13 protein-coding genes and 1 tRNA gene are annotated in these 21100 nt (G+C 39.5%); 9 read left to right on the top strand and 5 right to left on the bottom strand.

Annotation, left to right across the window (positions count from 1 at the left end; genetic code table 11):
* Positions 1–11 precede the first annotated feature (11 nt).
* The gene (sprA, locus tag DBR40_RS17820) at positions 12–7208 is read left to right on the top strand and encodes a cell surface protein SprA (RefSeq protein WP_124561098.1); all 7197 of its coding nucleotides are present in this window, start codon (positions 12–14) and stop codon (positions 7206–7208) included.
* A 97-nt stretch (positions 7209–7305) separates the two neighbouring features.
* On the opposite strand, the gene DBR40_RS17815 is transcribed toward sprA, so the two are convergent.
* A complete protein-coding gene (locus DBR40_RS17815; RefSeq protein ID WP_124561097.1) occupies positions 7306–7770 on the bottom strand; it encodes a hypothetical protein in 465 nt (154 codons plus the stop codon).
* Between the two features lie 239 nt (positions 7771–8009).
* On the opposite strand from DBR40_RS17815, the gene gcvH reads away from it, so the two are divergent.
* The 5 genes from gcvH to feoB all read left to right on the top strand — a co-directional run bounded on the left by gcvH (position 8010) and on the right by feoB (position 14512).
* Positions 8010–8390 carry a glycine cleavage system protein GcvH gene (gene gcvH / locus DBR40_RS17810; protein WP_124561096.1) on the top strand — a complete coding sequence of 127 codons (381 nt, stop codon included), beginning with the start codon at positions 8010–8012 and terminating at the stop codon, positions 8388–8390.
* An 11-nt stretch (positions 8391–8401) separates the two neighbouring features.
* On the top strand, positions 8402–8800 hold the full coding sequence (locus tag DBR40_RS17805) for a VanZ family protein (RefSeq protein WP_124561095.1): 399 nt from the start codon (positions 8402–8404) through the stop codon (positions 8798–8800).
* Positions 8801–9060: 260 nt separating this feature from the next.
* Positions 9061–11868 (top strand): outer membrane beta-barrel protein, encoded by a 2808-nt coding sequence (locus tag DBR40_RS17800; protein ID WP_124561094.1) that lies wholly within the window; start codon positions 9061–9063, stop codon positions 11866–11868.
* A 309-nt stretch (positions 11869–12177) separates the two neighbouring features.
* Positions 12178–12393 carry a ferrous iron transport protein A gene (locus DBR40_RS17795; RefSeq protein ID WP_039481214.1) on the top strand — a complete coding sequence of 72 codons (216 nt, stop codon included), beginning with the start codon at positions 12178–12180 and terminating at the stop codon, positions 12391–12393.
* Between the two features lie 10 nt (positions 12394–12403).
* The gene (gene feoB, locus DBR40_RS17790) at positions 12404–14512 is read left to right on the top strand and encodes a ferrous iron transport protein B (protein ID WP_124561093.1); all 2109 of its coding nucleotides are present in this window, start codon (positions 12404–12406) and stop codon (positions 14510–14512) included.
* 470 nt (positions 14513–14982) lie between these two features.
* On the opposite strand, the gene DBR40_RS17785 is transcribed toward feoB, so the two are convergent.
* A complete protein-coding gene (locus DBR40_RS17785) occupies positions 14983–15459 on the bottom strand; it encodes an Lrp/AsnC ligand binding domain-containing protein (protein ID WP_025145395.1) in 477 nt (158 codons plus the stop codon).
* A gap of 344 nt (positions 15460–15803) precedes the next feature.
* On the opposite strand from DBR40_RS17785, the gene DBR40_RS26725 reads away from it, so the two are divergent.
* Both DBR40_RS26725 and DBR40_RS17780 read left to right on the top strand, forming a co-directional pair.
* A tRNA-Asp gene (locus DBR40_RS26725) sits at positions 15804–15948 on the top strand.
* Positions 15949–16095: 147 nt separating this feature from the next.
* The gene (locus tag DBR40_RS17780; protein ID WP_124561092.1) at positions 16096–17112 is read left to right on the top strand and encodes a LacI family DNA-binding transcriptional regulator; all 1017 of its coding nucleotides are present in this window, start codon (positions 16096–16098) and stop codon (positions 17110–17112) included.
* Between the two features lie 58 nt (positions 17113–17170).
* Here the strand turns inward: DBR40_RS17780 and frr are convergent, their stop codons facing one another.
* The 3 genes from frr to nagA form a co-directional block, all read right to left on the bottom strand.
* Positions 17171–17734 (bottom strand): ribosome recycling factor, encoded by a 564-nt coding sequence (gene frr / locus DBR40_RS17775; RefSeq protein WP_124561091.1) that lies wholly within the window; start codon positions 17732–17734, stop codon positions 17171–17173.
* A gap of 38 nt (positions 17735–17772) precedes the next feature.
* Positions 17773–18477, bottom strand: coding sequence for a UMP kinase (pyrH, locus tag DBR40_RS17770; protein WP_124561090.1), 705 nt, complete (start codon positions 18475–18477; stop codon positions 17773–17775).
* A gap of 64 nt (positions 18478–18541) precedes the next feature.
* A complete protein-coding gene (gene nagA, locus DBR40_RS17765) occupies positions 18542–19639 on the bottom strand; it encodes an N-acetylglucosamine-6-phosphate deacetylase (protein WP_124561089.1) in 1098 nt (365 codons plus the stop codon).
* Between the two features lie 85 nt (positions 19640–19724).
* On the opposite strand from nagA, the gene DBR40_RS17760 reads away from it, so the two are divergent.
* A complete protein-coding gene (locus tag DBR40_RS17760; RefSeq protein ID WP_124561088.1) occupies positions 19725–20930 on the top strand; it encodes a metallophosphoesterase in 1206 nt (401 codons plus the stop codon).
* Positions 20931–21100: the final 170 nt, after the last annotated feature.

Below are 21100 nucleotides of genomic sequence, written 5' to 3'. Positions count from 1 at the left end.
TCTTAACGCCTTTGAAGAGAATATCTACATTTCTGTTTCTCATCCCCCTTTTATTAATTGCTACTCAAAACGCCTTCTCTCAAGTTGTTCCAAGCAAAGCGGATACTGTTGTTAAAAAAAATAACTTTAGTTTACGTGAAAAGGAACGTTTAGGCCTTGGGCCATCTGTTAATCCATTTTATCCTGCGCCCAGTAATTTAAAGCGCGTAGTAGAATACGATGCCAAAAACAAACGCTATATCGTTAAAGAACTGATAGGCGAGCAATTTGTACTCAATACCCAGTATTTAACCATCGATGAATATCAGCGCCTGGTAAGCAGTGAAATTAAACGCGGTAACTGGCGTAGCATTTCCAATGCAGAGGTGAGCGATTACCGGAGTACAGGCATTATCCCGCAAATTCAGGTAAACAGCAAGGCCTTCGAAAAATTATTTGGCGGTACCACCATTGATATTCAACCACGTGGTGAGGCCGAGCTTACGTTTTTAGGCCGTGTAAATAAAAATGAAAATCCGCTTTTTAACGAAAGACAAAGAGTTCAAACCAATTTCGATTTTAACCAAAGGATTCAGATGGACCTGGTAGGAAATATCGGAACAAAACTGAAAATAAAAAGTAATTACAATACCGAGGCGCAGTTCGATTTCGAAAACCAGATTAAACTCGATTATACCGGTGGTAAAGATGATATTATCCAGAAAATTGAGGCCGGTAACGTAAGTTTACCTTTAAATACCTCTTTAATTACCGGAACACAGGCACTTTTTGGTATTAAAACACAGCTAAAATTCGGACGTTTAAATGTAACCAGTGTTTACACCCAACAGAAATCCGAATCACGCGAAATTAAAATTACCAATGGTGCCCAGCAAAATACCACAACCGTAAATATCGATAGCTACGAGGCCAATAAGCACTATTTCCTTTCGCAGTATTTCAGAAATAATTACAATAAAAATCTGGCTAATGCGCCAATTATTACCTCACCAATTCAGATTACTAAAATTGAGGTATGGATTACCAATAAAGCTGGCAATACTTCCGATTCGAGAGATGTTTTGGGTTTGCTTGATTTAGGTGAGAATACACCTTATAATAACTTAATTACAGGCGGTACTTCAGGTCTGCCTGCAGGAACAACTGCTGCCGGTTTCTCTCAACAATCCAATAACCTGATTTCGCAATTAAATGCTTATCAGGGTGGAGCTATCAGGGAGACCAATTCTAATGCTGTTATATCTTTCTTTCAGTCAAGTCCGCCATACATGGCTGGTACAGATAACTTTGCCAAATTAACTTATGCAAGGAGATTAACGGAAAGAGAGTTTACTTTTCAACCGCAGTTGGGTTATTTGTCGCTAAATAATCCACTCAATGCCGATGAAGTTTTGTCGGTTGCCTACCGTTATACCTATAATGGAGTAGAATACCAGGTGGGTGAGTTCTCTACTGACATACCTTTTGACGCTGCTAAACCAAAAGTACTTTACACCAAATTATTAAAGAACGAAACCACCAAAATCTCGCTTCCAACATGGGATTTGATGATGAAAAACATCTACTCAATAGGTGGATATCAGATCAGCAGCCAGAATTTTAAACTGGACATTTACCGAATCGACAACCAAACGGGTGTTGATAATCCGGTAATGACCGAAGGGCAGAATACAGCCAATAAACAGTGGATTGCTCTAACCGAATTTGACCGTTTAAACCAGCAGAATGAGCGTAGACCCGATGGGGTTTTCGATTTTGTCGCAGCAAATAATGCCTTTGGCTCCTATTCTACAGCCAGTAATTCCAATATCCCAAGTTTATTTGGAACCGGCAGCAACGGACAAACTTCGCTGGTAACCAACACCAATACGGGTTATATTACCATCGACCCTGCAAACGGAAGAATTATATTTCCGGTGATAGAACCATTTGGAAAGGATTTGGCCGCGAAATTTTTACCAGGCGAACAGGCTTTGATAGATAAATATACTTTTACTGCACTTTACGATTCGACACAAACCATTGCCAAGCAATTGTTCCAAAATCAGAACCGTTACGTGATTAAAGTAAACTATCAGTCTGATATTTCTTCTGAATTTAGTTTAAATGCCATTAATGTTCCTGAAGGATCGGTAAAGGTTTTTGCCGGTACGATGCCTTTAACCGAGGGTGTAGATTTTACTGTTGATTACCAGGGAGGAAGGGTAAGCGTAATTAACCAGGCACTTTTGGTTTCGGGGCAGCCTATTCGCATTACAACCGAAAATAACGAGCTTTTTGGTTTACAACAGCGCTCGCTTTTTGGTACCCGTTTAGATTACCGCGTAAACAACAAACTGAATTTAGGTGGTACCATAATGAACCTGACGGAAAAACCGCTTACCCAAAAAGTGAATATTGGCGAAGAACCCATTTCGAATACCATTTGGGGAGCGGATATCAACTACAGTTCGCCATCAAGATTTTTAACCAAGCTGGTTGATAAAATTCCACTTATTTCTACCAAGGCGCCATCGAGCGTTACTTTTTATGGGGAGTTTGCACAGTTAATTCCCGGGCACCCTAGGGCTTTGAATTTTGCAGGTAGTAAAAACGGAGTGAGTTATCTCGATGACTTTGAAGCTTCGCGTTCAGTTATCGATTTAAAAAGTGCTATTTCATGGCAGTTATCGGGTACACCTCAACTGTTTCAGGAGTTCGACCGGTCGAACGATCTTTCGTACGGATACAACAGGGCAAGGGTAGCCTTTTATAATATCGACCCGACTTTTTACAATTCGGCAGCTTCAACTACACCGGCCAATATCAGAAATAACAGGGCCGAGCTTTCTAACCACTATGTTAGGGAAGTAATAGAACAGGAGGTTTTTCCTTTCAAAGAAACCGCAACCGGACAGGCCTTAAATATTACCACTTTTGATGTGGCTTACTACCCAACGGTTAGGGGACCTTATAATTTCCGTACTACAGGTTTCAAACCTGACGGATCATTATTGCAACCACAAAATAGCTGGGCAGGTTTTCAGCGGAAGATCGAAACCAATGATTTTGAAGCCTTAAACGTTGGCTTTATTGAACTTTGGGTGATGGATCCGTTTATTTATAAACCAAATTCGAGCGGTGGAGATCTGTATTTTAACCTGGGAAATATTTCGGAGGATATTCTTAAAGATGGACGGAAATCGTTAGAGAATGGTTTGCCGGCTACGAACGATCCGACAAAATATGATGAAACCGTCTGGGGCCGAGTACCCAAACTACAACCTGTGGTACAGGCTTTCGATAACAATGCAGATTCGCGTAAGGCACAGGACGTTGGTTTAGATGGTTTATCAGATGCAGATGAAAAGACAAAGTTCGCAGCCGAAATCAACCAGATTAAATCGCAGTTGAATGCCAATGCCGCTGCCACCCTTGATGCCGATCCATCATCAGATAACTATGCTTATTTCAGAGGTCCGGCTTTAGATCAGATTAATGCCGGCATTTTAAAACGCTACGAAAAATATAACGGAACTGAGGGTAACTCTAAAACCTCACAACAATCGCAGGCTGAACTTGGATTGGAAAATTCGGCTTCAACCTCTTTACCAGATGGTGAAGATATCAACCGCGATAACAACATGACGCAAAGCGACGAGTATTTCCAGTACAAGGTTTCTATTCGTCCGGGCGACTTAAATGTTGGTCAGAATTTCATTACCGATAAAGTAACCTCGCAGGTTAAACTAGCTAACGGAAATACCCAGGCAGTAACCTGGTATCAGTTCAGAATTCCAATCGGGCAGTACCAGCAAAAAGTTGGCGGTATTCAGGATTTTAAATCGATCCGTTTTTTCAGGATGTTTATGACCAACTTCGCCGATACCGCAGTTATGCGTTTTGCAAAACTACAGTTAATCCGTGGCGAGTGGCGCGAGTACAATGCATCCAATCAGGCTGCACAGGTTATTGTCGATCCGGCTTTGCCAGCTTTAACGCCTGATAATTCTACAATCGAAGTATCGACTGTAAATATTGAGGAAAACGGTAAACGTTCGCCTATTCCTTATGTTACCCCTCCGGGTATTCTGCGCGAGCGCGATTACAGCAACTACCGTGGCGATACCCGTTTAAATGAGCAATCGTTGTCAGTAACGGTAAAATCGTTAAGAGATGGATATGGCCGCGCTGCATTTAAAACTGCCTATAGTGATTTCAGGTCATATAAACATTTGGAGATGTTTGTGCATGCAGAGGCTGTTAATAATCAGCTATTAAACGATGGCGATGTGGACGCCTTTTTAAGGATCGGAACCGATAATCAGGATAACTATTACGAATATGTAATGCCATTGAAGGTGACTGCGCCAGGCACCAGCGATCCGGATGCGATTTGGCCAGAAGCCAACAGGATGGATATCGATTTAACGCTTTTCCAAAATGCAAAACTTGCCCGGAATGTGGCTAAACAGGCCAACGGGCAGCCATGGCCAATTAACGTTCCATTTACTTATACCGATGGTGCCAGAACCATTGTGGTTAAGGGTCAGCCCGATATGAGTAAAGTGAGGGTTTACATGGTGGGGATTAAAAATCCGCTTCGCCTGGCTAACGATGTAGGTAATGATGATGGACAGGATAAAAATGCCCTGGTTTGGTTTAACGAATTAAGGCTAACCGAATTTGATGAAAAAGGCGGATGGGCAGCTACAGGAAGACTGAATTTAAAGCTGGCCGATTTTGCCGACGTAAATATTTCGGGCAGTAAATCGACCGTTGGTTTTGGTTCAATTGACTCGAAAGTAAGCGAACGTAACCGTGCCGATAATGTGTTGCTGGATGTATCTTCGGCTATGGAACTAGGAAAATTCCTGCCACAAAAATCAGGGGTTAAAATACCAATGTTTGTCAGTTATTCTAAGCAGGTTTCTACGCCGCAGTATAACCCAAGAACGCCGGATATTGAGTTGAAAAATGCTTTAGACCGATCAACCAAAGAGCAAAAAGATTCTATTTTAAATTTTGCCCAGGATTATACCGTTAGGAGAGGGATTAACTTTACTAATGTTAGGAAAGAACGCACCAACAATAGTAAACCTGTAAGGCTATGGGATATCGAAAATTTCTCTGCAAGTTATGCCTATACCCAATATAACCACCGCGATTTTATTAATCAAAGCAGTATCCAGAATACCTATAGGGCATCGGTACAGTACAGCTATTCGAAAGAAGCTAAAACTATTGCGCCGTTCGAAAAAATCATAAAATCGAATATGCTGGCCTTACTGAAAGATTTTAATTTCAGTATTTTTCCAAGTGCCATTAATTTCAGGATTGATGTAGACCGTTTATACTCAGAAAATACTTTGAGAAATAACGACCCGAACAATACTATAGGCGTTTATCAGAGGGGCTACGGAACCACTTTTAATAAAAACTTTACCATGAGCCGTGTTTATGGTATTGCCTGGAACCTTACCCGTTCGTTACAGTTAGATTTTAATGCCACTAACTATTCTATTATTGATGAACCTGATGGCAGAATTGAAGGTTTAAAACGCGATACCGTTTGGGAAAACTTAAAACGTTTAGGCCGTACAACCGATTATAATCATAACTTAAACGTTACCTATAACCTGCCGATTGATAAGATACCCGGCTTAAACTGGATTACTGTTAAAACCCGTTACGGAACCAATTTTAACTGGCAAACAGAGCCGCTGGCTACCTTGCGCGATCCAAATATCAATTTAGGTAATACAGTGCAAAACAGCCGTACGGTACAGGTTAACCCGACTTTAAACCTAACCACACTATACAATAAGTTTGGTTTTATCCGCAATGCCGGTAACGATGACAATGGAAATAAGGCGAAAAACTTTTTCATCAATATTTTAACCAGTTTAAAAAATGTAAATGCCAGTTTTGTGCAAACCAAAGGTATTTTCTTACCGGGTTATCTGCCAACAACCAGATATTTTGGTATCGATAATGCCACGGGTGCACCAGGTTTAGGTTTTGCTTTTGGTAGTCAGCGCGACATACGCGAAATGGCCCTTAACAACGGTTGGTTAACTACGGATACCTTGCAAACCCAGTTGTATGTTAACACGCTTCGCGAAGATTTACAATTAACCGGTCAGCTAGAGCCTTTTAAAGATTTGCGTATTACCTTAAAAGCAAACAAGGCGCAAACACGTAACTTCTCTACCAATTTCAGGTATGTAGCCAGTGTGTCTTCGTTCGAAAATTTGAGTGCCATTACCACGGGTGATTACAGCATTTCTTACATTGCTTTAGGTACTGCGTTTAAAGAAAATAATGCAACCCGGGTTTCGAGCTTGTTCCAGCAATTTATGAATAACCGTAGTGTGATTTCGAGAAGGTTGGGTGCGCAAAACCCTAATTCATCGGGAGCTACCGGAGGTTTTGCTGACGGATATAGTAAAGAAAGTCAGGATGTAATTATCTCTGCTTTTATGGCTGCCTACTCGGGCAAGGATGCCGGAAAGGTTAAAATGAATTCATTCCCTAAAATTCCGCTTCCAAACTGGAACTTAACGTATAGCGGTTTAACCCGCATTCCTTTTATTGCCGATAAATTTTCGTCGGTTGATATCAGACATGGCTACCGTTCTATGTACAACATTAATGGCTACAATTCATTATTGCGCTATCAGGAAACCAATGGTGGGGTTAGCAGCAGGGATGTGAACAATAACTTTTTACCAGAATACCAGTTTGCGCAGGTAACCATTTCAGAGTACTTTGCTCCGCTGGTTGGGATTGATACGAGGTTTAAAAATAACCTGACGGCTTCTTTTGAGTTAAACCGGTCACGTTTGTTAGGCTTAAGTTTATCGAACAGTCAACTGGCACAACTATCAGAAAACAATATGGTTTTAGGCCTGGGTTATCGTACCAATAAATTCCGTTTCCCGTTTGGCTGGTTTAAAAGCTTAAAAATGGATAACAACATGGATTTTAAACTTGATGTAGCCATTCGCGATAATAAAACGGTTATTTACCGGGCTGATATTACCGAAGCAGAGGTTTCTTCAGGAGCAAAAAATATTACACTTAGGCCAAGTGTTGATTATGTGTTAAACCAGAAGTTTAATATTAAGTTATTTTACGATTCGAACATTACCAAACCTTATACCTCGCAAACCTTTAATACCTCGTTCAGTAATTTTGGGTTTAGTTTAAGGTTTACATTGAATTAATGAATTTCAATCATATGAAAAAGCCTCATTTTTAATGAGGCTTTTTCATGCAGAAGAAAAAAATGTTAAACAGATCAATGTCGCAGATAGTGAAAAGTTATTGATCACTTAACTGCTCTAAGTTATTGTTATCTCTTTCATCCGTTAACTTAGAAAAAACCTTGTTCCACCCGGTAGAGAATACCCTGCTAAATAAATAGGCAGTGACGAACATGGGGACATAACTAAATAAAAGATGATCGAAATGCATAAAATAGGCGTTTCCGCTGGCAATCAGATAAAAAAGAAAGATTACAATTGAGTGCGCTATGGGCCTGTCATTAATAAACCTTTTATACCCCATTTTTTCAATCAGGTATATATTAAATGTAATAAGAATGGCTATAATGCCGACAAATATAAACAGATGGTTGAATGGAAGGTTAAACGTAAAAATATAATTCGCTGGTTTAATCAGCATGATTAAACAGATATAGACAAATCCGATCGTCATAGTAAGGGGAACAGAAGCAATTAGGGTTGCCAGGCATACTTTTAAGGTATAAACAATGAAAGGTTTCATATTGAGGGTTAATTTGTATTTTCAATATAGATATTATTCCTGAGTTTGGCGTTAACCAGCTATAGTGATCGCATCATTCAACTTTTCTGTTAAGTTAATTTTTCAGCCATTGCGAATGGATAAACTAAATTGTATTTTTGAGGCGAAAACACTACCAGACATATAAATATTTTGAACCTGGTATGTAGGCTTAACGAGATTAAAAAAATAAATAACTTATTTTCAAAACATATAAAATAATGAATTTTCCATCAGAATTAAAGTACACTAAAGACCACGAGTGGGTTAGAGTTGAAGGTAACGAAGCTTATATTGGCGTAACTGATTTTGCACAACGCGAATTGGGTGATATCGTTTATGTTGACATCAACACCGTAGGTAGCGAAGTAGCTAAAGAAGAAGTTTTCGGTACAGTAGAGGCCGTTAAAACTGTGTCTGATTTATATATGCCTGTTACCGGAACCGTATTAGAAGTTAATGCTGACCTAAACGATAACCCTGAATTGGTTAACTCTGATCCTTATGGAGAAGGCTGGATGGTAAAAGTATCTTTAGCTGATTTAACTGAAGTAGAAGGTTTACTTACAGCTGCTGCATACCAGGAATTGGTAGGCGCTTAATTTATCATATTTTGTACAAAGCACTAAAAAGACAAGTTTGGGCCATTATCTGGACCGTTGTTATTTTAGTGCTTTGTAATATGAGGATGCCCGAGTCTTCTGGTCCGGGTTTTTTCTTCGAAGGTTTTGATAAAATGGCCCACCTGGGTTTTTTCTTTGTTTTATCAGTGCTGCTCTTTTATGGAAAAATAAGATATCAGCATACTTTCGCTTTCAGAACATTAACAATTTTTAAAATACTCCTGATCAATGCCATTATTGGGGGGGCAATCGAAATATTACAGTGGAAAGTTTTTACCTACCGATCTGCTGAATGGTGGGATTTTGCTTGCGATATGTTAGGGGCTTTAATGGCTGTTTTCAGTTATGTATTGCTCCATAAATTAAATTTCAATGAAAACGAAAGTTAGTATTATCTGCGTTATTATAGCCATCAGTTTAAGCAGCTGTAGTATTTTTAAAAAAAACTGTAATTGCCCAAAAGTATATTACAAGAGTTATCCTTCACCACAAAAATAACATTACCAAATCACCTCCCCCTTTTTGATTTGATGTGCAGCCTGTTTGCTGTATTTAAAATGTTACCAAGGTTTTAACACACCTTAACAAACCTTTAAGCTTTTACGTAGTCTGATAGCTTAGTTTTGTATGTAATACCTAAATTTTTTTGATGAAAAAGAACGTTCAGAGGGCAATCTTTATTGTTCTCCTATTTTGTGGATATATCGCTCAGGCCCAAAATACCGGCGCTATAAGTGGTAAAGTAATTAACGCAAAAGATAAAAAGCCTGTTGATTTTGCTACCATTGCCGTTAAGAGCTTGAAAGATTCGAGCGTGGTAGCCTCAGGTCAAACCAATCCTGATGGCTCTTTTAGCTTTAAAGCTATAGCACCTGGTAAATACCGGATTTACTCGGCCTTTTTAGGTTTAAAAACAGCTACCAAAGATGTCGAAGTGGCTAGGGCGGCCGTAAACGCAGGCGAAATTGCCATGAGCGATGACGGTGTTGATTTAAATACGGTAAATGTAACCGCTACTATTCCGATTGTGGTGAAAAAAGATACATTGGAATTTGATGCAAAATCAATCAAAGTACGCGAAAATGCTGTAGTAGAAGATTTATTACAGAAAGTGCCCGGAGTAGAAGTTGCGAAAGATGGAAGTATTAAAGCACAAGGCGAAACCGTTACCAAAGTAAAGGTTGATGGAAAAGAGTTTTTTGGTAACGATCCTTTATTGGCTACCAAAAACTTACCAGCCGATATGGTTGATAAAATCCAGGTAATTGACGAGCTTTCTGAACAGGCACAATTTACCGGTATTGATGATGGAACCAGAAACAAAATCCTGAACATTACCACTAAAAATGGTATGAAACATGGTTATTTTGGAAACAGTACTGTAGGTTATGGTTCTAACGACCGTTATGATGCCAGTTTAAATGTAAACAAGTTTGATGATGATCGTCAGATTAGTTTCATTGGTCAGTTTAACAACGTAAATAAACAAAACTTTGGCCAGGGTGGTGGCGTAGGAAACGGATTTGGTGGAGGTGGCGGCGGCCGTGGCGGTTTTGGCGGCGGCGGTGGAGGTAACTCTGGTGGTGGCGGAGGTGGTATTACCACAACCAATGCAGCAGGTTTAAACTTTGCCGACACTTACAAAGATGGTACACAATTTCAGGCCAGTTATTTCTTCAATAAATCGACTGCCGATATCATTCAGGACTCACATATCCAAAATCTTTTTGGGGGGATTACGACCGATGTTACGCAGAATTTAAACAATACAACCGACCGTACCAACCACCGATTCAATTTTATGGTGGATACAAAAATCGATCCGTCATTATCTATTAAAATCCAACCGAACGTAACTTATACAGAAAGCGATGGCAATAGCATAACCAAATATTACAGGAATTATGTGACGAGTATAACAGATGGAAGTCAGGAAAATACAACTACTGCTGCTACTCCTGCTGTTAGCAATAATTTATTAGTCCGTAAAAGTTTTAAACGCAGAGGCCGTACCCTTTCGCTTAATGTAAACACCAGTATTAACGACAACAGTGGTACCAATCAGAATTACCGTTTAGATCATATTACTGAAAATGGAGTAAAAAGAGATTCGTTAACCAACCAGTTAAACAATACCAGTAGCCATGCTATAAACAATACCACAAGAGTGGTATATACCGAGCCTTTAAATAAAACCTTAAGCGTAGAGTTTAATTATCAGAACGGTTATTCAAACAGCGATTCGCAGAGAGACGTATATAACTATAATCCCCTTACCCTTCAATTCGATTTAGTAGATAATACATTCTCGAATATTTATAATAACCGTACTTTAACCAATGCAGCTGGTTTTAGTTTTACTACAACCGAGAAAAAATACAACTGGAATATTGGCTTAGCTGCACAACAAACCAATAGGATAAATACCAATTTAACCACAGGGTTAAAACGTACACAGAACTTCATTAACATTACGCCGTCGGCACAGTTCAGGTATAATTTCAGTAACCGTAAACGATTATTTATTAACTATCGTGGTTCTACAACTCAGCCAAGTATCGATCAGATTCAGCCTATCCCAGATAATACAAATTCGCAAACCCGTTATGTAGGTAACCCGGACTTGAAACCTTCGTTTAATAACCAGTTGAGGATTAACTTCAATAATTTCAATATCGAAAGTGGCCGTTTCTTCTTTGCTGGATTAAACCTTACGCAAACCTTTAACAGTATCGGTAATACGGTTGTTCCAATATCTGGCGGCCTTCAGCAGGTTAGTTACATTAACGTTAATGGCGTTTATGCCGGTAATGCCAATGCTACCTGGTCTTTACCTTTAATGCCTGAGCGAAAGCTTACCTTAAATATTTCTGGTAATGGTTCGTATAGCAGAAACGTAAACTTTATTGCGCCTAACGCAAGTACTCAACTGGTTAAAAACGTGACCAATAGTTACACCATATCTAATGGCTATAAGCTGGTTACCAACGTTGATAAATTTGATTTAACAGGTGGTATTACCGGTAGCTATACCAACTCTACGTTTTCGGCACAGCAATCGGCAAATACGCAGTATTACACCATTAACCCAAGCTTTAATGTAAGCTATGTATTTCCAGCCAATATCAGGCTGGCTATGGATATCGATTATTTCAGAAATTTTGGTGGTGGCGATTTATACAACCAGGAATATACCATTCTTAACCCATACATCAGTCGTCAGTTCTTTAAAAATAGGGCTACCTTTAAATTCTCTGTAAATGATGCATTGAATCAGAATACAGGTATTTCGAGAACTACATCAGGTACTTCAATTACCGATTTAAACTATAACGTTCTAAAACGTTACTACATGTTCTCGTTCACCTATTCGTTAACCCGTATTGGTGGTCGTAACATGAGTGGCGATATGCAAATGCCGGGTCAGGGTGGGGAAGGCCGACGCATGAGAATGTAAAAAATATCAATATCAGAATTAAAAGGCCCGATTTTTTTCGGGCCTTTTTTTGTTTTACAGCGTTTACCTATTCGCTGAACCGTATGGGAGGCAGAAACGGGATCCGCGGTAACGAAGAAGGTGGTGGCGGTGGTGGTTTTGGTGGCGGCCGTCAAAGAAATTAATCATGATACCGTAAAACCCTGCATTATTTCCTGAATGTAAAAGCCTTGTTATTTGGAATAAATCTAAAGAAAGGCTAACTTGCGCCAAGATTAGCACATGAACCCTTTAGGCTCTATCTGGCTAATAAAATATAAATAAACACAGATGAAACTGTCGCACCTAAAAGTTGGAGAAAAAGGAACAATTGTCGCTTTTACAGATTTAGATATGTCTGTAAAGTTAATGGAGATGGGCTGCTTGCCGGGCGAGGTTGTAGAAGTTGAACGTTTTGCCCCTCTTGGCGATCCAATGGCCATTCGTGTTGCTGGTTATCAGCTTTGTTTGCGTAAAAGCGAAGCTGATGTGGTAATCATTCAATAAATATTTGGGTTTGGATATTAAAGTTGCATTAGTTGGTAATCCCAATACAGGTAAATCTACATTATTTAACCGTTTAACCGGTTTAAATCAGAAAATTGGTAACTTCCCGGGTATAACAGTTGACAAGAAAACAGGTTTTACCAAACTTGCAGTCGATAAGGATGCTGAAATTATCGATTTGCCCGGAACTTATAGTCTTTACCCCAAAAGCGCTGATGAAAGCATTGTTTTTCAGGTGCTGGCCGATCAAAAAAACAATAGCCATCCCGATGTAATTGTATTGGTTACCGATGCATCCAATCTTAAGCGCAACATGCTTTTGTATTCGCAGGTGGCCGATCTGGGCATCCCGATGATTTTGGCTTTAAACATGATCGATCTTTCTGCCAAACAGGGCATTGAGATTAATCTGGATAAGCTGGCTGAAAAATTAGGCATTCAGGTAGTATCTATTTCAGCACGGAATAACATTGGCATCGATAAACTTAAAAATGCAATAGCCAATACCACTAAAATAGCCACGCAGTTTCAGGAGGTTGATTTAAATTTTCTAGCCCCTGAAGCAATTAATGCAATTAAGGCAAAACTAAATTCGGATAACGATTATTATGCCCTGCAGGTTTTGCACCAGCACGAGCATTTAACTTTCTTTACCGAAAAAGAGCAGGAAGAAATTGAAGAAATAGAACAATCGAACCATTTCGAATCGGCTAAAATACAGGCTGCTGAAACCATTGCACGCTATAAGCATTTAAGTACTATTCTTGCTAATGTGGTGGTGGATAAAGGAACAGAAAAGAAATTCTCTTTCAGCGATAAACTTGATGCGATACTTACCCATAAAATTTGGGGTTTTACTATATTCTTGTTGATCCTCTTTATAATTTTCAATGCCATATTTGCCTGGTCATCTTACCCGATGGATTGGATTGAAAGTGGTTTTGGATTTATTACCGAACTTGGGCACGAATATTTGCCGGCAGGTATGCTTACCGATTTATTATTGGATGGTGTGATAGCAGGTTTGGGGGGGATTTTTGTGTTTATTCCTCAGATTGCCATTCTTTTTGCCTTCATATCCATTTTAGAAGATACCGGCTACATGGCCCGCGTTACCTTTATGATGGATAAAATTATGAGCAAGGTTGGACTTAACGGTAAATCGGTGGTACCAATGATTGGTGGTTTGGCTTGCGCCGTTCCTTCAATTATGGCAGCAAGGAATATCGAAAACTGGAAAGACCGGATGATAACCATTTTGGTAACCCCTTTAGTAAGCTGTTCGGCAAGGCTCCCGGTGTATATCCTGATTATATCATTAATTATTCCGCAAAAGCATGTGCTGAGTATTTTTAACCTGCAGGGCTTAGCGCTAATGGTAATGTACCTGGTAGGAATTCTAGCTGCGGTACTGGTAGCCTGGGTGATGAAATTCATCATCAAAACCAAAGAAAGATCTTACTTTATTATGGAGTTGCCTGTTTACCGCATGCCGAGGTGGAAGAACGTGCTTTTTACCATGTACGAGAAATCTAAAACCTTTGTTTTCGAAGCAGGTAAAGTAATTATAGCTATTTCGGTTATTCTTTGGGTAATGGCTGCCTATGGACCGGGAGACCGTTTCGAAAATATAGAAAAGAAATATGCTACGGCACTTGCCGATACTACCAAAAACACCGATCACATTAAGGTTTTAGAAGCAACAGAGAAACTTGAAAATTCTTATGTAGGTGTGCTTGGGCACTGGATTGAGCCTGTAATTCGTCCGCTGGGTTACGATTGGAAGATTGGCATTGGTTTAATTACCTCTTTTGCTGCCCGTGAAGCTTTTGTAGGAACGATGGCAACCATTTACAGTGTTGATGGTGGCGATGAGGATACCTCGACCATTAGGGAGCGTATGGCGGCTTCTGTTAACAGCCGTACCGGCTTACCGGTTTACTCTTTTGCTGCTGGTATTTCATTAATGCTTTTTTATGCTTTTGCTATGCAGTGCATGAGTACAGTGGCTGTTGTTTACCGCGAAACAAAAGGCTGGAAATGGCCGGTTATTCAATTGGCTTATATGACGGCCATGGCTTATGTTGCAGCGCTTGTGGCTTACCAGCTGTTGAAATAAGTTAAAATTATACCAAGTTTATTTCTGCTGGTTAACCTGGAGCATTTCAAATTTTAAGGTCAATCTAAGCAGAGTCGATAGCATGAGGAGTTCTGCCCGCTCAACTATCTAAGTTTTATCCCGATTACATCATAATGATCAGCATCATCCAATAGCTGCCGAATCGGCGCTTTACGACCAATTAGCGCTGCTAATTAGTTGAGCGCGTAGCATGGCCTTTACTTTAAGCAACTTGGCCTGTGCATTAACCATTGTTTCTAAAACTGGTAGAAGCGGCAGCTCCCGATTTTTAATCGGGGCTATAGCGAATAACGGGACTGCTGCTCCCGAAATGCACCTAAACTTTCATTTTCGAAAAGATTAAAATCAACAAGTTCCTTTAACCATTTAAGGCATATAAGGTTGTTTGAGCTCAGGCGTACTCAATAAACTATTTTAGCTGTTGGCTTTATTCTTCCTGTTATGGGCTGTTAGCCCAACTCAATTTGCCTTTTAATGCTCTCTTCTAATGAAATTAATGTTTCAGTACGTTGGATGCCATTCACTGCCTGAATTTCTTCGTTTAAAACATGACGCAGGTGGTTGGTGTCTCTGCAGATTATTTTTGCAAACATACTATAGGCTCCTGTGGTATAGTGTAGCTCTACCACCTCCTTAATTTTACTCAGCTGTGCCACCGCATCTTTATACTGTATTCCCTTTTCGAGATAAATACCCAAAAAAGCACAAATATCATAGCCGGCTTTTTGCGGATCGATAATTAAATGAGAACCTTTAATAATGCCCATTTCCTGTAATTTCTTCATTCGCACGTGTATAGTACCACCCGAAACGATCAGATCTTTAGCTATTTCTGTATAGGGTTTAGTGGCATCCTGCATCAATTGTTTCAATATATCGATATCGAGGTTGTCAATTTCTAAATTGGAATTGTCTTTTTTAAGCATATTTTTGAATTATGATAAGCGAATTTACGAATATTTATCAATATTATAAAAATAAAATTAAATGTTTAAAATATTTGCAAGGTATTGGTTGTTCCTTTACATTTGTATCAAGCAATTAACAAAAAGGAAACGTTCTTTCAAAATTGCTAAACATAATGTAGGGTGGTGAAACAGGCAGACACACCTCCTTGTCTCGGTGGCGGAGAATAATGGGAATATACCGGTTTCGGTACTAACCACTCCTTGAAGGTTCGATTCCTTCCCCTACAGCTAGTTGCAGTTATCAATTTACGGTTGGCAGTTTAAAACTGAAAGCTACAAATTAAAACTGTTAACTTTTAAAATGTTGGGTGGTGAAATTGGCAGACACGCCTCCTTGTCTCGGTGGTGGGGAATAATGGGACAAACGCAGTTTATTGGGTTGACCACAAATTAATTTTTTGAACTGTAGCTAACTACCCCTTGAAGGTTCGACTCCTTCCCCAACAGCATTTTTTATGAATAATAAGTTAGTTAATCGAGCAATCCTGGATAGGTTGCTCTTTTTTTGTTTAAGAGCACCAGTTTAGATGACAATCTTTGCAGATTATTGTTATATTACCGGCTTAAATTATTCAAAACGACTTAAGTACTGTGATGAAGAAACGCGTTTCAATTAAAGATATAGCCAAACAATTAAATATTTCCATTACCACCGTATCATTTGTAATTAATGGAAAGGCGCGCGAAAAAAATATTAGTGAAGCACTTACCAAAAAAGTATTGGATCTGGTTGCAGAGTTAAACTATCAGCCAAATGCACTTGCAACTAGTTTAAGAACGGGTAAAACAAAAATTATCGGCTTTTTGGTTGATGATATTTCTGAGCCGTTTTTTTCGGGTATAGCCCGCCATATTGATGAAATTGCATCGAACCTTGGTTATAAAATTCTTTTTAGCAGTACCCGTAACGATACAGAGAAGGCAATAGAACTGTTGCAAATTTTTGAAGACCGCCATGTTGATGGTTACATTATGGCCCTGCCGGAAGGGTTGGAAGACGAAGTGAAGAAGCTGATCCAGACAGATGCACCTGTGGTTTTGTTTGACCGTTACGTACAGGATGTAAAAACCGATTATGTAATTATTGATAATAAGAAAAGTACATTCGAAGCCACAGAACACCTGATTAAGAACGGTTACAAGAATATTGGCTTTGTTACCATTGATACGTTGCAGCTACAAATGGTTGACCGCTTGGCTGGTTACGAAGCAGCAATTGAAAAACATAAACTACCAGCGGTTGTAAAGAAAATCAAATACACAGGATCTGAAGATTCGATTCTGGAGATGACCAGTTTTTTTAAAGCTGAAAAACAACTAGACGCTGTAATTTTTGCAGCCAACTATATCTGTTTAGATGGCCTGAGAACTTTTAGAAAATCGGGCATCCGGATTCACAAAGATCTGGCCGTGGTATCTTTTGATGATTTTGAGATTTTGGAGTTTTGTGAGCCAGCTGTTACGGCGATAGCACAGCCCCTTGAGGCCATTGCAGAGAATATTATGAAGGTTTTACTCAATAAACTTAAAAAAGCTGGGCAGAACGTCGGGAATACACAAATTTCGCTCCCTACATCATTAAATATAAGGCCATCGAGCGCAAAAAAATAAGGCAATAAAAAGGGGAACAAATTTAATTCGTTCCCCTTTTTATTATGTTTTAAACAGTTTAAACTGTCATTACGTCTTTCTCTTTAGCCTCTGCGTGTTTATCTACTTTAATAATGTACGCATCAGTTAGTTTCTGAACCTCGCCTTCACCGGTTTTGATTTCATCGTCAGAAACACCATCGCCTTTAAGTTTTTTAATTTTCTCGTTGGCATCTTTACGAATATTACGTACAGTGATGCGGCCTCTTTCGGCTTCTTCTTTTACTTTTTTAACCAGTTCTTTCCTGCGCTCCTCAGTTAATGGAGGTACAACTAAACGGATTACAATACCATCATTTTGTGGATTGATACCAATATTTGCAACCTGGATGGCTTTTTCGATTACGGTTAAAAGTGATTTTTCCCATGGTTGGATCACAATAGTTCTTGCATCAGGTGTATTGATGCTTGCCACTTGTGCTAAAGCAGTTGAAGCACCATAATAATCAACGAAAATGCCATCAAGCATTCCTGCCGATGCCTTACCAGCCCTAATTTTAGTTAATTCTGCTTCACAATGATCGATGGCTTTATCCATTGAAGATTGGGCATCCATTAATTGTAATTGTATAAGTTCGTTCATAATTGTGGGTATTTCTACGAATTAATATTTTAATATGCTTATTTAACCAGGGTACCAATTGGTTCACCGCTGGCAATTTTCATGAAGTTACCATGTTTGTTCATATCAAACACAATAATAGGCAACTGGTTTTCCTCACAAAGTGTAAAGGCGGTCATGTCCATAACATTAAGTCCTTTATCATACACTTCCCTGAAAGAAATTTGTTCAAATTTTGTTGCTGTAGCATCTTTCTCCGGATCGGCAGTATAAATACCATCTACACGGGTTCCTTTTAATACCACATCAGCTTTAATTTCTATGGCACGTAAGGCAGCAGCAGAATCGGTAGTGAAATAAGGGTTACCTGTACCGGCACCAAAAATAACTACACGTCCTTTTTCCAGGTGGCGAACAGCTCTTCTGCGGATAAAAGGCTCGCAAATCTGCTCCATTTTAATTGCTGTAAGTAAGCGTGTTTTAATGCCCACTTTTTCTAAGGCATCCTGCAAGGCCATTGAGTTGATTACAGTAGCCAACATGCCCATATAATCGGCCTGTGCTCTGTCCATCCCGCTTTTTTCGGCGCTTAAACCTCTAAAAATGTTTCCTCCACCAATTACGATTGCGATTTCTAAACCTTTATCGTGTACGGCTTTAATATCTTCGGCGTATTGCTTAACGCGTTCATTATCAATGCCATATTGTTTGTCGCCCATTAGCGATTCTCCGCTAAGCTTTAGTAGGATACGTTTGTATTTCATGACCCCAAAAATATTAACAATTTTTTAATACCTCGCTATGCTTTTTAACAATTGATGTAAATATTTAAATAGAAATTTTTTCGCCTTTAAATATCACCTCTTTTAACTCCAGGGCACTGTCAAGAACCAGCAAATCGGCTGTTTTTCCGGTTTCTATTGTTCCGGTTAAATGCTCAATGCCGATTAATTTAGCAGGATAGAGGGTAGCCATTTTCAACGCATCGTTTAAATCGATATCGCAATGGCTTACACAGTTTTTAACGGCTTCTAACATCGTTAACGATGAACCGGAAAGCGTTCCATCGGGCATTACATATTTATTTCCTTTTTGTACATGCTGGTATGGTCCGGTAGCACATGCTGTAACGGCATCAGTAATGAGGAATAAACGCTCTTTTAACAATTTTTGCGCAAATTTAACCACCTCGAAATCTACATGTTGACCATCGGCAATGATACTGGCCATAGCCTTGTTATGGTTAAAAACTGCCGTAGGAATACCCGGTTCGCGATGGTGGATGGGGCTCATTGCATTAAATAGATGTGTGGTGGTTTGTACACCCTTATTGTAAGCGGCGGTAGCTTCATCAAAAGTGGCGTTACTGTGGCCTAAAGAAACTACCACGCCATTATCGAGCAGGTATTGAATTACATCATCATCCTGAAGCTCTGGCGCGATGGTTATCATTTTAATTACTCCATCGCCAAAATCGAGCAATTGTTTGATTTCATCCAGCGAAGCCTTACGCACAAATGCCGGAACATGTGCACCTAAACGTTTTGGACTTAAAAATGGCCCTTCTAAATGAAGTCCCATGCAGTTTTTTGCTAAGGGGCGATGAGCTTTAACAGTTTCGATACAGGCATTAAATACTTCGGGCGTATTGGTAGCCAGGCAGGCCAGGAAACCTGTTGTCCCTTTTTTTAGCAAATCATCTTCCATAATGGTCAGCGATTCGATAGTTGGATCGGCAGAGAAAAGGCGACCTCCGGATCCATAAATCTGTAAATCTATAAAACCCGGTGCAGTAATCGACTGGTGATTGCCGTTTATTGCAGCCGGCCTGATGGCTGCAATATCTGCACCGCTGATTTCGATTTCCTGGTTGGTTAAGAGTACGTTGTTATTATAGTAGGAGGTATTGGGAATTATCTTAGGCATATCAAACGTTTGAGTAAATTTAAGCTTACACGATCAAAGTTAAATATTGTAACGATATATTTGGTTAATAAGATAAACTAATCAAATGAATGAAAATCAGTCCAATAGAAGGAGCTTTCTAAAAGCAGGACTTACTTTAAGTGCAGCAACATTGGTTGCGCCTGGTGCAGCTATTGCAGATGTCACAGAAAGAGAAGATGCATTTAAAATTGCAGTTGGACCTTACCTTCAAACCAATTTTAATAACTCGATGACCATTTTATGGTTAACCAACAAAAATGCAGCTGGCTGGGTAGAATTTGGTGAGCAGGCCGATCAGTTAAGCCAAAAAGCCTATGGAAAGGCCGAGCTGGGTTTAATGCAGGCTAACAGTAAGCTAAATGCAGTAACGCTTAATAATTTAAAACCTGGAGTTAAGTATTATTATAAAATTGTCTCCAAAGAGATTAAAGATTTTCAGCCTTACAAACTAACTTATGGCGAAACCGTAAGCAGCGATGTAGAAACATTTCTGAATACGAATCAGGCAAAGGAAGAGGTGTCGTTTGTGATGATGAACGATATTCATGATCGTCCCGAGTCTATTCCCCATTTGTTGGGACTTGTTCCGGCTGCCCAACAGGATTTTGTTTTCTTTAACGGTGATATTTTCGATTACCAAACAGACGAAAAACAGATCATCGATCACATGTTGCAACCCTGTGTAGATAATTTTGCTAAAAATACACCTTTTATATATGTTAGGGGTAACCATGAAACCCGTGGCAAATTTGCGCGTGAGTTTGCACAATATTACATGCATGTTGGCCACACGGCTTTTACTTTAGGGCCGGTTCGCTTTGTAATTATCGATACAGGAGAAGATAAAGAAGATGCTCACCCGGTTTATGCAGGTATTGTAAATTTTGATGATTACCGGATTCAACAGGCCGAGTGGCTTAAAACAGAGATTAATTCTAAGGAGTTTAAAAAAGCCCCGTTCCGGATTGTGTTGATGCATATTCCGCCGCGCTATTCGGGCGATGCGCATGGACCAAAACATTGTACTGAGTTATTTGAACCTTTATTGAACGAGGGAAAGGTTGATTTGGTGTTAAGTGGCCATACGCACAAATATATGGTACACCAGCCTGATAAAGCGTTAAATCATTATCCCTTAATTATTGGCGGCGGACCGCAAAAAGGCAATAGGACCATTACCAGAATAACAGCAAATAAAAATAAGCTGGTGGTAAGCATGCTAGATGATTCGGGCAAAGAAGTAGGCGCCTACACCGCTTCAAGGAAATAAAAAAAGCCGGTTAACTATTTAGTTAATGGACATGCCCCAAAAAGTTAGACGCTTTTTGGGGCATTTTTTATGAGTAGAAAACAGAAATACGACTATCAGTTTAAACTTGATTTAGTCAACAAGGTAATCAGAGAAGAAAACTCTGTACACGGACTTTCCGATATGCATGG

This window comes from Pedobacter sp. KBW01 (assembly GCF_003852395.1).
Taxonomy (GTDB): Bacteria; Bacteroidota; Bacteroidia; order Sphingobacteriales; family Sphingobacteriaceae; genus Pedobacter.
Note: the sequence above shows the minus strand (reverse complement) of the source record. Positions and strands in the feature narration are given on the sequence as shown.